Annotated in this window: 11 protein-coding genes; 7 read left to right on the forward strand and 4 right to left on the reverse strand. The window is 65.2% G+C overall.

The features are described 5' to 3' along the window. Positions 1-286: 286 nt before the first annotated feature. The 3 genes from AC07PQ_RS28260 to hmpA all read right to left on the reverse strand — a co-directional run bounded on the left by AC07PQ_RS28260 (position 287) and on the right by hmpA (position 2,819). Entirely contained in the window at positions 287-796 is a 510-nt protein-coding gene (locus AC07PQ_RS28260) for a disulfide bond formation protein B (RefSeq protein ID WP_007929696.1), read from the reverse strand. A gap of 24 nt (positions 797-820) precedes the next feature. Continuing rightward, complete coding sequence (locus AC07PQ_RS28265; RefSeq protein ID WP_493186602.1) at positions 821-1,360, reverse strand: ester cyclase; 540 nt, start codon at positions 1,358-1,360, stop codon at positions 821-823. A 277-nt stretch (positions 1,361-1,637) separates the two neighbouring features. Next, a complete protein-coding gene (gene hmpA / locus AC07PQ_RS28270; protein WP_009045495.1) occupies positions 1,638-2,819 on the reverse strand; it encodes an NO-inducible flavohemoprotein in 1,182 nt (393 codons plus the stop codon). A gap of 156 nt (positions 2,820-2,975) precedes the next feature. Here hmpA and norR point away from each other — a divergent pair, with 156 nt between their 5' ends. The 5 genes from norR to AC07PQ_RS28295 all read left to right on the forward strand — a co-directional run bounded on the left by norR (position 2,976) and on the right by AC07PQ_RS28295 (position 7,566). Then, on the forward strand, positions 2,976-4,529 hold the full coding sequence (gene norR / locus AC07PQ_RS28275) for a nitric oxide reductase transcriptional regulator NorR (protein ID WP_493186603.1): 1,554 nt from the start codon (positions 2,976-2,978) through the stop codon (positions 4,527-4,529). Between the two features lie 273 nt (positions 4,530-4,802). Continuing rightward, positions 4,803-5,705 (forward strand): chemotaxis protein CheV, encoded by a 903-nt coding sequence (locus tag AC07PQ_RS28280; protein ID WP_009045497.1) that lies wholly within the window; start codon positions 4,803-4,805, stop codon positions 5,703-5,705. 3 nt (positions 5,706-5,708) lie between these two features. Continuing rightward, positions 5,709-6,200: a GNAT family N-acetyltransferase gene (locus AC07PQ_RS28285; RefSeq protein ID WP_493186604.1), complete on the forward strand. Its 492-nt coding sequence runs from the start codon at positions 5,709-5,711 to the stop codon at positions 6,198-6,200. 188 nt (positions 6,201-6,388) lie between these two features. After that, positions 6,389-6,724 carry a hypothetical protein gene (locus tag AC07PQ_RS28290; RefSeq protein ID WP_493186605.1) on the forward strand — a complete coding sequence of 112 codons (336 nt, stop codon included), beginning with the start codon at positions 6,389-6,391 and terminating at the stop codon, positions 6,722-6,724. Between the two features lie 92 nt (positions 6,725-6,816). Beyond that, on the forward strand, positions 6,817-7,566 hold the full coding sequence (locus AC07PQ_RS28295; protein WP_493186606.1) for a YkgJ family cysteine cluster protein: 750 nt from the start codon (positions 6,817-6,819) through the stop codon (positions 7,564-7,566). Positions 7,567-7,810: 244 nt separating this feature from the next. Here the strand turns inward: AC07PQ_RS28295 and AC07PQ_RS28300 are convergent, their stop codons facing one another. Then, complete coding sequence (locus tag AC07PQ_RS28300) at positions 7,811-8,053, reverse strand: hypothetical protein (protein WP_007922116.1); 243 nt, start codon at positions 8,051-8,053, stop codon at positions 7,811-7,813. Positions 8,054-8,292: 239 nt separating this feature from the next. Between AC07PQ_RS28300 and AC07PQ_RS28305 the strand changes: the two genes are divergently transcribed. Continuing rightward, positions 8,293-9,462, forward strand: coding sequence for an efflux RND transporter periplasmic adaptor subunit (locus tag AC07PQ_RS28305; protein WP_493186607.1), 1,170 nt, complete (start codon positions 8,293-8,295; stop codon positions 9,460-9,462). Beyond that, complete coding sequence (locus AC07PQ_RS28310) at positions 9,459-12,554, forward strand: multidrug efflux RND transporter permease subunit (RefSeq protein ID WP_493186608.1); 3,096 nt, start codon at positions 9,459-9,461, stop codon at positions 12,552-12,554. The genes AC07PQ_RS28305 and AC07PQ_RS28310 overlap by 4 nt, the downstream gene beginning before the upstream one ends. The last annotated feature ends 6 nt before the right edge of the window (positions 12,555-12,560 follow it).

Below are 12,560 nucleotides of genomic sequence, written 5' to 3' on the forward strand. Positions count from 1 at the left end.
GCTACCCCTTGTAAAACGAGGGCTGAACCGATTTATTTAGATAGCAGGCTATGCTTGCCTGGCCGTTCACCGCGCCGACACGAACTGACAGACTTTTTTCGCTCCTGGCGCAAGAAAAATCGTCTCGACGTCATCCTCTGAAACACAGCTGCGACATCACCATGTGACAACATGTCGCACTTTTATCGCGCATCCGATTGCCCCATATCACGCCCCCTTCACACATTGTCCTACACGCAAAAAAGCCCCGGCCCCGAACATCGGGACCGGGGCTTTTTGCGCCGGGTCAGGCGCTCTTGCGACGGTTACGAATGATGCCCAGCGGCACCAGCACCAGGGTCAGCACAAAGGCCACCAGCGCCCACTGCGCCAGGGACAGGCCCAGCACCGGCGGGTACGGCGTGGAGCAGAAACCATCGACCTGGAACCCCAGCGGGAAGACGGTCGCCAGCGGCAGGCTGTCGACGATCGGCTGCAACACATCGATGCCGCAACTGACCGCAGGATGGGCCTGGGTGTAGACGTGATGCCCCGCCACCGCCGCCCCGAACAGCGCGCTGATCACTACCAGCGCTTCCAGCACGGTGAGGCTGCGACGGCTGCGCATGGCCGCGCCGATGAAGGCGAAAATCGCGATCAGCAGAAACGCGTAGCGCTGCAGGATGCACAACGGGCACGGCGCCTCGCCCAGCACCACCTGCATGTACAGCGCGCCGCCGATCAGCGCCAGGCAGATAACCCCCAGCAACACCAGAAAACGTCGCTCGCGCCCCAAACGCAGTGTGTCGTCAGTCATCCTCAATTCCTTTCTGTCTGTGGCTCAACCCGACGGCAGCGTTTGCAACTGCTGCATCAGGCTGAGGTTGTCTTCGATATGCCAATTGGCGGTGATCCGGCCATCGGCGATCTGATAGATGTCGGTTGCCCGGAAGTCTACACGCTGACCATGACCTTTGAGTGCATTGAAGGTCCCGCTGAAGTGCCCGCGAAAATGCAGGTGCAGCACCACCCGATCCCCGGCCACGATCATCTGCTCGATGTCTGCGCTCAGGTCCGGCACCGCCGTGCGAAAGAACCGCGACGCCAGTAGCGGCCCCGTCGGCCCCTGGACCCGCCCTGCAGGCGGCGTCATATCGACGAAATTCTCCGCCAGCGCGGCCCTGGCCAGGCTTTCATCGCCGCTGTTCCAGAAACTGCCGTAGCGCCGCGCGGCCAGCTCCATGGCTTCACGCTGGGCCTTGGGCAGGCTCTGATCGGCGATCAGGGTCTGCGGTTGAAGCAAGGTCGGCTCGGCGAAAACCAGGGGACTGGCGAGCAGGGTTGCGGCCAGGGCGATGTGGGAAATGGCTGAGAGTTGCATGGGATGATCCTGATCAGTGCGAACGAGCGCCTATCATCAGCATCGGGGAATTAACGATAAACAGGTTAAGAACGGATTAACCTTTAAAGGATTTTTACGAGTGCGCCCCTGTAGCCGCTGGCGCAGCCTGCGATCGGTTGCGCAGCGACCGCCAGGCCTGAGCTCGCGGTTTGCCTGAGTACTCGGGGGAAAGCATTGCGAGCGCTGCACGCTCGATCGCAGGCTGCGCCAGCGGCTACAAAGAGGCCAGCCTCCGGGCGGAGGCTGGCCGGAGGGGTCACTCCAGCGCCGCGGCCGGGCCGAAGAACTCGTAGCGGCTTTGTTTTTCCGGTACGCCCAGGGCCTTGAGGTGGCGCTTGATCGCCGCCATGAAGGCTTTCGGGCCGAGGAAGTAGGCGTCCAGGTCACGCTCCTGCGGCAACCATTCGGCCAGTTGCTCCTGGCTCAGCAGGCCGACCTTGTCCGCCGCCGGGCTGACGCCGTCGTCTTCGGCGTAGCAGTAGAAGCGCTTGAGTTGTGGATGACGCGCGGCCAGGCCGTCGACCCAATCGCGGAACGCATGCACCCCACCGTTGCGCGCGCAGTGGATAAAGTGCACCGGACGCTCGGTGGCCAACGCGGCTTCGAGCATCGGCAGGGTCGGGGTGATACCGACGCCGCCACTGATCAGCACCAGCGGCTTGTCGCTGTCCGCCAGGGTGAATTCGCCCGCTGGCGGGAACAGCTGGATGCTGGCACCGATCTGCAGTTGGTCGTGCAGGTAGTTGGAAGCGCGGCCACCGGCCTCGCGCTTGACGCTGATGCGGTACTGGCCGGCGTCGGACAGGGCCGACAGCGAGTAATTGCGGCGGATTTCCTCACCCTCGAGGAACAGCTGCATGCCGATGTACTGCCCCGGCTCGGCAGCGAGAATCGGGCCGTTATCCACAGGCTCGAAATAGAACGAGGTGATTTCCGCGCTCTCCTGCTCGCGGCGGACCAGCTTGAACTCCCGCGCACCACGCCAGCCGCCCGGGGCCTGGGCCTTCTGGTCGTAGATCGCGCCTTCGGCACCGATCAGGATGTCCGCCAGCTGGTTATAGGCCGCGCCCCAGGCGTTCATCACCGCCGGCGTGGCGATCTCTTCGCCCAGCACTTCGGAAATGGCGCGCAACAGGCAACTGCCGACGATCGGGTAATGCTCCGGCAGGATCTGCAGGGCCACGTGCTTGTTGATGATCTTCGCCACCAGATCGCCCAATTGGTCGAGCTGGTCGATGTGCCGGGCGTACATCAATACGCCATTGGCCAGGGCCCGTGGCTGGTCGCCGCTGGCCTGGTGCGCCTGGTTGAACAGCGGGCGCACTTGCGGATACTCGGAGAGCATCATCCGGTAGAAGTGGGTGATCAGGGCTTCGCCACCGCTTTCCAGCAACGGTACGGTGGATTTGATGATGGCACGATCTTCGACGCTAAGCATAAGTACAACTCCTGAGCTTTCTGACTACTTGCAGGTTGCCCTTTACCAATCAGTTTTCGTGCCAAAAATAAAAACCATATAAATCAATTAGTTGAAATAATTGTAGTCATATCGACAAAGCCGCACTTATAGTCATTAAGACCATACGGAGTCATTATGACCGCAAAATCCCTGCTCACCGCCTTGTTGCCCCTGGTCTCCGACCTGTCCCGCGAACTGCCCGAAGGCGAACGCTACCGCCGCCTGCTGGAAGCCATGCGCGCCCTGCTGCCCTGCGACGCCGCCGCGCTGCTGCGCCTGGATGGCGAATGGCTGGTGCCGCTGGCGGTGGACGGCTTGAGCACCGACACCCTGGGCCGACGCTTCAAGGTCAGCGAACACCCGCGTTTCGCCGCCCTGCTCAGCCACCCCGGCCCTACCCGCTTCGCCAGCGACAGCGAGTTGCCGGACCCTTACGACGGCCTGGTGGATGGCCTGCACGAACACCTGGAAGTCCACGACTGCATGGGCTGCCCGCTGTTTATCGACGAGCGCCCCTGGGGCCTGCTGACCCTGGATGCCCTCGACCCACAGCGCTTCGAACCCATCGAACTGGATGCCCTGCAGGCATTCGCCAGCCTGGCGGCGGCGACCGTCAACGCCGCCGAGCGCATCGAGCGCCTGGCCCTGCGCGCCGAAGACGAACACCAGCGCGCCGAGGTCTATCGCCAGGCCAGCGGCCAGAACCGCGAGATGATCGGCCAGAGCAAAGCCCACAAACGCCTGCTGGAGGAAATCGGCCTGGTCGGCGGCAGCGACCTGACGGTGCTGATCACCGGTGAAACCGGGGTCGGCAAGGAACTGGTGGCCCAGGCCATCCACGCCGCCTCGCCCCGTGCCGACAAACCGATCATCAGCCTCAACTGCGCCGCCCTGCCCGATACCCTGGTGGAAAGCGAACTGTTCGGCCATGTGCGGGGCGCCTTTACCGGCGCCACCAACGACCGCCGCGGCAAATTCGAGCTGGCCAATGGCGGCACGCTGTTTCTCGATGAGGTGGGCGAGTTGTCGCTGACCGTCCAGGCCAAGCTGCTGCGCGTGCTGCAAAGCGGCCAGCTGCAACGCCTGGGGTCGGACCAGGAACATCAGGTCGACGTGCGGCTGATCGCCGCCACCAACCGCGACCTGGCCGAAGAAGTGCGCAGCGGCCGCTATCGCGCGGACTTCTATCACCGCCTCAGCGTCTACCCGCTGCTGGTGCCGGCCCTGCGCGACCGCGGCCGCGATGTGCTGCTGCTCAGCGGCTACTTCCTCGAACAGAATCGCTCGCGCATGGGCCTGGGCAGCCTGCGCCTGACCAGCGATGCCCAGGCGGCGCTGCTGGCCTACGCCTGGCCGGGCAACGTGCGTGAGCTGGAACACCTGATCGGCCGCAGCGCCCTCAAGGCCCTGGGCAATTGCCGCGAACGACCGAAGATCCTCAGCCTGAGCGCCACCGACCTGGACCTGCCGGACGCCTCGGCGCCGCTCACGCCCCAGCCCCCGGCTGCGACGGCCATGGCCGACCTTCCCGGCACCGGCGATCTACGGCAGGCCACCGAAAACTACCAGCGCCAACTGATCAGTGCCTGCCTTGAGCGCCACCAGCACAACTGGGCCAGCGCCGCCCGCGAGCTGGGACTGGACCGCGCCAACCTGGGGCGCATGGCCAAGAGGCTAGGCTTGAAGTGACTCACCTGTAGCCGCCGAAGGCTGCGATCGGCTTGGGCGGCATTGCCACGAAACGGCCATGAACCCGATACATGAGGTATGACCGAAACGACGCAGTGGCTGATCTTGCGAGGACTGCGTCCTCGATCGCAGCCTTCGGCAGCGGCTACGGATTGCGCGGGTCGCGGATATTGGGATTAAGCCTAAAGCCAGCCCTTTGCGCGTCGATAACCCGTTATCGCTAGCTGTTCGCGGCCCATGGCGCGAACCACCTTTTTTCCACAGAAGGTTTTTATGTCTTCCAACAAAGCCCGCGCAGACTCTCTTTCGCTTCTGCTGTTCACCTTGCGCAGCGGCAAGCTGATGGCGATCAACCTGCTCAAAGTCAGTGAAATCATTCCCTGCCCACCGCTGACCAAACTGCCGGAATCGCACCCGCACGTGAAAGGCATCGCCACCCTGCGCGGCAATTCGCTGTCGGTCATCGACCTGAGCCGGGCCATCGGCGAACGGCCGCTGGAAGACCCGGAGGGCGGCTGCCTGATCGTCACCGACGTCAGCCGCTCCAAGCAGGGCCTGCATGTGCAGGCGGTGAGCAAGATCGTGCATTGCCTGACCACCGATATCCGCCCGCCGCCCTATGGCTCCGGCGGGGTCAAGTCCTACATCACTGGGGTCACCCAGGTCGACGGCACCCTGGTGCAGGTGCTGGACATCGAGAAAGTCATCCATGGCATCGCCCCGGCGCAGATCGAAACCGCGCCGACCGAGCTGAGCATGCAAGACGCCGAACTGCTGGGTAACGCGCGGATCCTGGTGGTCGACGATAGCCAGGTGGCCCTGCAGCAGTCGGTGCATACCCTGCGTAACCTCGGCCTGCAATGCCACACCGCGCGCAGCGCCAAGGAGGCCATCGACTGCCTGCTGGACCTGCAAGGCACCGCCCAGGAGATCAACCTGATCGTCTCGGACATCGAGATGTCGGAGATGGACGGTTACGCCCTGACCCGCACCCTGCGCGAGACCCCGGACTTCGCCCACCTCTACGTCTTGCTGCATACCTCGCTGGACAGTGCCATGAACGCGGAAAAGGCCCGCCTGGCCGGCGCCAACGCGGTGCTGACCAAGTTCTCCTCGCCGGACCTGACCCGCTGCCTGATCGAAGCGGCCCGTCACGTCGCCGCCCAGAGCGCCTGAGCCATGGCCGACGACTACTGCCTGCTGATGCGCCGCGACCTGACCGGGCAATCGAATCCCGCCAGTTGGCCGGCCGCCTTCAGCCTCGACAGCTATCGGCCGGAACTGGCCGAAGCGGTGCATGGCCTGATGCACCTTGGCTACCAGGACGGCGGCGGGCGCGTGCCGGAGCTGGACAGCTGGCGCCAGCGTTTCGAAAGCGACGCCGAATACGACCCGCAACTGTGCCTGGTGGCGCAGGATGCCGAGGGCGTCGTCGGGGTGATCCAGTGCTGGACCAGCGCCTATATCAAGGACCTGGTGGTGCATCCGCGGGCCTGCGGCCAGGGCCTGGGACGGGCCTTGCTGCTGCAGGCCTTCGAGGTCTTCCGCCAGCGCCGCGAAGCCTTTGTCGACCTGCGGGTGCTGGAAGACAACCAGCGAGCCCGCGGGCTGTACGACAGCGTCGGCATGGTCGCGATCCGCCGTGAGCAGGTTCCCCACACGCCGCTGTAACCTGTAGCCGCTGCCGCAGGCTGCGATAAGGTCCGCAGGACCTTCAGCGATTTCAAGATCGCCGCGGCCGTTCCGGCCGATCGTCCGAACGCGGCCCGAGCCTGCGGCAGCGGCTACAGGAATATCTTTCATCGTCGGCGCCTCAGGCATACTCCCGCGCACACTCGTGAACGAAGGAGCGCCCCGCCATGAATGCCCTGTCCCTGAGCTTCGCCTGCCTCACCACCCTCCTCGCCAGCCAGGCCCAGGCCTCCAGCCCGGACGCCTGGGCGACCTTCGACAAGCAGGTACGGGCCAGCTGCACCAAGGCCAGTCAGTTGAAGAATGTCAAAGTGCTGGGCAACGCCGCACAGTTCGACGACCGGGTCGGCTACAGCGCGTTGCTGCTCCAGGGCCAGTACCCGCAAAAACACATGAAGGGCCAGATTGGCGTGGAACTGTGCCTGTACGACAAACAGCGCAAGAGCGTCCACGTCACCGAGTGGGATTCGATCCGTCCCGCCCTCGAGGCCAAGGGCCGGTGACTGGCGCATAACTTGCTTCGAGAGCGCTATTTAGAGGGCGATGTGAGTCATTCCGTCGCCGCTTCCGCCTTTCGACTATGGCTGCCGGCTCAATGAATACTCGTTTTTCCTGCGTAGGCTGCGGCAAGTGCTGCAACGATCATCACGTTCCCCTGACCCTCGGCGAAGCCCGCCAGTGGGCGCTGGATGGCGGCCAGGTGATCGTGCTGGTGGAAGGGTTCCTGAGCAATGGCCTGGGGCTGCCAGCCCAGCAGCGCGAGCACGCCGAACGGCGTTCCTGCGTGGTGCCCAGCGGCAATGCCCAGGCCCACGTGGCGATCACCTTCGCCGCCTACAACGTCGGCCCCTGCCGGAATCTTGACGAAGACCAGCTGTGCCGGATCTATGAGCGCCGGCCGCTGGTGTGCCGTATCTACCCGATGGAAATCAATCCGCACATCCCGCTCAACCCGGCGATCAAGGATTGCCCGCCCGAGTCCTGGGAAAAAGGCCCGCAGCTGATTGTCGGCGGTGAGCTGGTGGACCAGGAACTGGCCGAACTGATCCAGCGCTCGCGCCAGGCCGACCGCGACGATATCCACAGCAAACAAGCCATCTGCCAACTGCTGGGCATTCACACCACCGCCCTCAAGGGCGATGGCTTTACCGCCTACCTGCCGGACATGGCCGCCCTGGCCGAAGCCATCGAGCGGGTCCAGGCGCAACCGCTGGCGGCGCCGGCCGGCGAGTGGCTGTTCCATGTATCCGGTGAAGACATTGCCGAGCAGGTGCAGGACGCCGGCGCCCAGGTGGTGACCGAGGCGCCGCTCACCTACGCCTTCATTTCCCTGCGGGCAGCATGAAGCCCTGCCGCTGACCCGCAGAGTCTCCGGTGTCCGTCAAATCGTTGCGAGCGCGCCGCTCGTACGCAGCCTGCGGCAGCGGCTGCACGGATTGGGATATCGCGGCATTCGCGGAACTTGTAGCCGCTGCCGCAGGCTGCGATAAGGCCGAAGGTCTTCGGCGATCTTAAGGTCGTGCGCCCGCTTCGCGGTCGATCGTCCGAACGCGGCCCAAGCCTTCGGCAGCGGCTACAGAAGCTTGGACTCAGCGCTTGCCCATCGAGCGGCGGGTGCCGGGTGGCGCCGCGCCTGGGGTCTTGGTGTGGCCGTTGGTGGCGCCGTTCTTGTACCAGGGTTGCTGGGCATTCTTGGCCTGGGCGAACTCGGACGGCTTGAACGGAAACTTGAACGGCGCGATCGCCGGCTTGCCTTCGCCAGGCGCGCTGGCGTCGTCGACCTGGTCGGCGCTGGGCGCGTCGGACACAGGCGGTTGTGCTGGGGTAGTCATGGAAGCTCCGGGTGAAAAGCAAAGGCCGGGCCCGGGGAAGCGGGCCGCGAAGGCCGGCAGTATACCCGCGTTACGGATCGTTGAGCGGCCGCGACCGTCATCGGCCAAAGGTCATCGGTCGGCCTTTGCTGACAGCGCTGTCAGGCAGGCGTCACGTTGCTGACCGGGTCGGCCGGCTATAAAGGGGCCATCGATTCTGGCCATCTTCCCGTCCCCCTGCCCCCCCGGCGCTGGCGTCCATGCGTAATCGAAAAACAACCCTTGTGCTCGCAGGCGTGCTCGCCGTTCTCGCCGCCGCTGGCCTGTGGTCCCTGCTCAAGCCGCCCAGCCCCAAACTGGCGGCGCCGACCGCCGTGCCGGTGCGGGTGATCAGCGTCGCCCAGCAGGATGTACCGCGGCATGTCAGTGGCATCGGCTCGGTGCTGTCGCTGCACAGCGTGGTGATTCGCCCCCAGGTGGACGGCATCCTCAGCCGGCTGCTGGTCAAGGAAGGCCAGTTGGTCAAGGCCGGCGACCTGCTGGCGACCATCGACGACCGCTCGATCCGCGCCAGCCTTGACCAGGCCCGGGCGCAACTGGCGGAAAACCAGGCACAACTGCAAGTGGCCCAGGTCAACCTCAAGCGTTACAAGCTGCTGTCGGTGGATGATGGCGTGTCCAAGCAGACCTACGACCAGCAGCAGGCGCTGGTCAACCAGCTCAAGGCCAGCGTCCAGGGCAACCAGGCCGCCATCGATGCGGCGCAGGTGCAGCTGTCCTATACCCAGATCCGCTCGCCGGTGTCCGGCCGCGTCGGCATCCGCACCGTCGACGAAGGCAATTTCCTGCGCACCAGCGATACCCAGGGCCTGTTCTCGGTGACCCAGATCGACCCGATCGCGGTCGAGTTTTCCTTGCCGCAACAGATGCTGCCGACCCTGCAGGGGCTGCTGGTCGCCGAGCACCCGGCCTCGGTGGACGCCTACCTGGGCGCCGATACCAACTCCGACACGGGCGAGCGCCTGGGCGAAGGCCACCTGAGCCTGATCGACAACCAGATCGACACCAACACCGGGACCATCCGCGCCAAGGCCGAATTCAGCAACCCCGGGCAAAAGCTCTGGCCCGGCCAACTGGTGACCATCAAGATCCAGACCGCCGTGGAAAAAGCCGCCCTGGTGGTACCGCCCGGCGTGGTGCAACGCGGCCTGGACAAACACTTTGTGTATCGGGTCAAGGACGACAAGGTGGAAATCGTCCCGGTGCAGATGGTCTATCAGGACAGCGGCCAGAACATCATCAAGGGCGTGCAGGCCGGCGACCTGCTGGTCAGTGACGGCCAGTCGCGGCTCAAGGCCGGCTCACATATCGAAGTGCTCAGCGAACCGCCGCAACAGATCCAGGCGGCGAACGCGGAGCCACAGCCATGAAGGGCCACGGCTCGATATCCGCCTGGTGCGTCGACCATCCGGTCGCCACCCTGCTGCTGACCTTCGCCCTGGTGCTACTGGGCGCCATCGCCTTTCCCCGGCTGCCCATAGCGCCGCTGCCGGAGGCCGAATTCCCGACCATCCAGGTCACCGCGCAACTGCCCGGCGCCAGCCCGGAAACCATGGCGTCCTCGGTGGCCACACCGCTGGAGGTGCAGTTCAGCGCCATCCCCGGCATGACCCAGATGACCTCCAGCAGCGCCCTGGGCTCGACCAACCTGACCCTGCAATTCACCCTAGACAAGAGCATCGACACCGCCGCCCAGGAAGTACAGGCGGCGATCAACACCGCCTCGGGCAAGCTGCCCGACGACATGCCGAGCCTGCCCACCTGGCGCAAGGTCAACCCGGCGGACAGCCCGGTGCTGATCCTCAGCATCAGTTCCACGCAGATGCCCGGTACTGAACTGAGCGACTACGTGGAAACCCTGCTGGCCCGGCAGATCAGCCAGATCGACGGTGTCGGCCTGATCAACATCACCGGCCAGCAACGCCCGGCGATCCGCGTCCAGGCCTCGCCCGACCGGCTGGCGGCCATCGGCCTGACCCTGGCCGATATCCGCGTCGCCCTGCAGCAGGCCAGCCTCAACCTGGCCAAGGGCGCGCTGTATGGCGAGTCGAGCATCTCGACCCTGTCGACCAACGACCAGCTGTTCCATCCCGAGGACTACGGCCAGTTGATCGTCTCCTACAAGAACGGCGCACCGGTGCAGCTCAAGGACGTCGCCCGGGTCATCAGCGGCCCGGAAAACGCCTACGTGCAGGCCTGGTCCAACGACCAGCCGGGGCTCAACCTGGTGATCTTCCGCCAGCCGGGGGCCAACATCGTCGACACCGTGGACCGTATCCAGGGCGAGTTGCCGCGCCTGGAGGCCATGCTGCCGGCCTCGGTGGACGTGACCGTGCTCTCGGACCGCACCAAGACCATCCGCGCGTCCTTGCATGAAGTGGAAATCACCCTGCTGATCGCGGTGCTGCTGGTGGTGGCGGTGATGGCGCTGTTCCTGCGCCAGCTGTCGGCGACGCTGATCGTCTCCAGTGTGCTCGGGGTGTCGCTGGTGGCCAGTTTCGCGCTGATGTATGTGATGGGCTTCAGCCTGAACAACCTGACCCTGGTGGCGATCGTGATCTCGGTGGGCTTCGTGGTCGACGACGCGATTGTCGTGGTGGAGAACATCCATCGCCATCTGGAGGCCGGCGACGGCATGCGCGAGGCGGCGATCAAGGGCGCCGGCGAAATCGGCTTCACCGTGGTGTCCATCAGCTTCTCGCTGATCGCCGCGTTCATTCCCCTGCTGTTCATGGGCGGCGTGGTCGGGCGGCTGTTCAAGGAGTTCGCCCTGACCGCCACCTCGACCATCCTGATTTCGGTGGTGGTGTCGCTGACCCTGGCGCCGACCCTGGCGGCGCTGTTCATGCGCGCGCCGACTGATCATCCCCATGATCGCCCGGGCTTCGGCGAACGCCTGCTGGCACTCTACGAGCGCGGGCTGCGCCGAGCCCTGGCCCATCAACGGCTGATGCTCGGCCTGTTCGGCCTGACCCTGGGCCTGGCCATCGCCGGCTATGTCTTCATTCCCAAGGGTTTCTTCCCGGTCCAGGACACCGGCTTCGTGCTCGGCACCAGCGAAGCGGCGGCCGACATCTCCTACCCGGACATGGTGGCAAAACACCTGGCCCTGGCGAAGATCCTCGGCGCCGACCCGGCGGTGGAAACCTTCTCCCACTCGGTGGGCGTCACCGGCAACAACCAGACCATCGCCAACGGCCGCTTCTGGATCGCCCTCAAGGACCGCGGCCAGCGGGACGTCTCAGCCAGCCAGTTCATCGACCGCATTCGCCCGCAGCTGGCCAAGGTCCCGGGCATCGTCCTGTACCTGCGGGCCGGCCAGGACATCAACCTCAGCTCCGGGCCGAGCCGCAGCCAGTACCAGTACGTGCTCAAGAGCAACGACGGGCCGACGCTGAATACCTGGACCCAGCGCCTGACGGAAAAACTGCGGGCCAACCCGGCCTTTCGCGACCTGTCCAACGACCTGCAACTGGGCGGCAGCATCACCCATATCAGCATCGACCGCAGCGCCGCGGCGCGTTTCGGCCTGACCGCCACCGACGTCGACGAAGCGCTCTACGACGCCTTCGGCCAGCGCCAGGTCAATGAGTTCCAGACCGAGACCAACCAGTACAACGTGATCCTCGAACTGGACGCCCGGCAGCGCGGCAAGGCCGAGAGCCTGAATTACTTCTACCTGCGCTCGCCCCTGAGCGGCGAGATGGTGCCGCTGTCGGCGCTGGCCAAGGTCGACCCGCCCACCGTCGGCCCGTTGTCCATCGCCCACGACGGCATGTTCCCGGCCGCCAACCTGTCGTTCAACCTGGCCCCCGGCGTGGCCCTGGGCGACGCGGTGATCATGCTCGACCAGGCGAAAAACCAGATCGGCATGCCCGCCTCCATCGCCGGCAATTTCCAGGGCGCGGCCCAGGCCTTCCAGAGTTCCCTGGCCAGCCAGCCGTGGCTGATCCTCGCGGCGCTGGTGGCGGTGTACATCATCCTCGGTGTGCTCTACGAGAGCTTCGTCCACCCGCTGACGATCATTTCCACCCTGCCCTCGGCCGGCCTTGGCGCGCTGATCATGCTCTGGCTGCTGGGCCAGGACTTCTCGATCATGGCCCTGATCGGCCTGGTGCTGCTGATCGGCATCGTCAAGAAAAACGGCATCCTGATGATCGACTTCGCCCTCGAAGCCCAGCGCAAGGGCGGGCTGTCGCCGCAGGAGGCGATCTACCAGGCCTGTATCACCCGTTTCCGGCCGATCATCATGACCACCCTCGCCGCCTTGCTCGGCGCCTTGCCGCTGATGCTCGGCTATGGCCCCGGCGCCGAGCTGCGCCAGCCGCTGGGGATCGCCGTGGTCGGTGGCCTGCTGGTGAGCCAGGCGCTGACGCTGTTCACCACTCCGGTCATATACTTGTGGCTCGAGCGGCTATTCCATCGGCCCACACCAGCGCCAGCGCTGGCAAGCACATCCTGAGGCGGG

The sequence above is a fragment of the Pseudomonas sp. GW821-FHT09E12 genome (assembly GCF_059416085.1).

Excerpts from the sequence above, each read along its gene's own strand:
- AC07PQ_RS28260 (WP_007929696.1), bottom strand. The coding sequence starts at position 796 with ATGACTGACGACACACTGCGTTTGGGGCGCGAGCGACGTTTTCTGGTG.
- AC07PQ_RS28265 (WP_493186602.1), bottom strand. The coding sequence starts at position 1,360 with ATGCAACTCTCAGCCATTTCCCACATCGCCCTGGCCGCAACCCTGCTC.
- hmpA (WP_009045495.1), bottom strand. The coding sequence starts at position 2,819 with ATGCTTAGCGTCGAAGATCGTGCCATCATCAAATCCACCGTACCGTTG.
- norR (WP_493186603.1), top strand. The coding sequence starts at position 2,976 with ATGACCGCAAAATCCCTGCTCACCGCCTTGTTGCCCCTGGTCTCCGAC.
- AC07PQ_RS28280 (WP_009045497.1), top strand. The coding sequence starts at position 4,803 with ATGTCTTCCAACAAAGCCCGCGCAGACTCTCTTTCGCTTCTGCTGTTC.
- AC07PQ_RS28285 (WP_493186604.1), top strand. The coding sequence starts at position 5,709 with ATGGCCGACGACTACTGCCTGCTGATGCGCCGCGACCTGACCGGGCAA.
- AC07PQ_RS28290 (WP_493186605.1), top strand. The coding sequence starts at position 6,389 with ATGAATGCCCTGTCCCTGAGCTTCGCCTGCCTCACCACCCTCCTCGCC.
- AC07PQ_RS28295 (WP_493186606.1), top strand. The coding sequence starts at position 6,817 with ATGAATACTCGTTTTTCCTGCGTAGGCTGCGGCAAGTGCTGCAACGAT.
- AC07PQ_RS28300 (WP_007922116.1), bottom strand. The coding sequence starts at position 8,053 with ATGACTACCCCAGCACAACCGCCTGTGTCCGACGCGCCCAGCGCCGAC.
- AC07PQ_RS28305 (WP_493186607.1), top strand. The coding sequence starts at position 8,293 with ATGCGTAATCGAAAAACAACCCTTGTGCTCGCAGGCGTGCTCGCCGTT.
- AC07PQ_RS28310 (WP_493186608.1), top strand. The coding sequence starts at position 9,459 with ATGAAGGGCCACGGCTCGATATCCGCCTGGTGCGTCGACCATCCGGTC.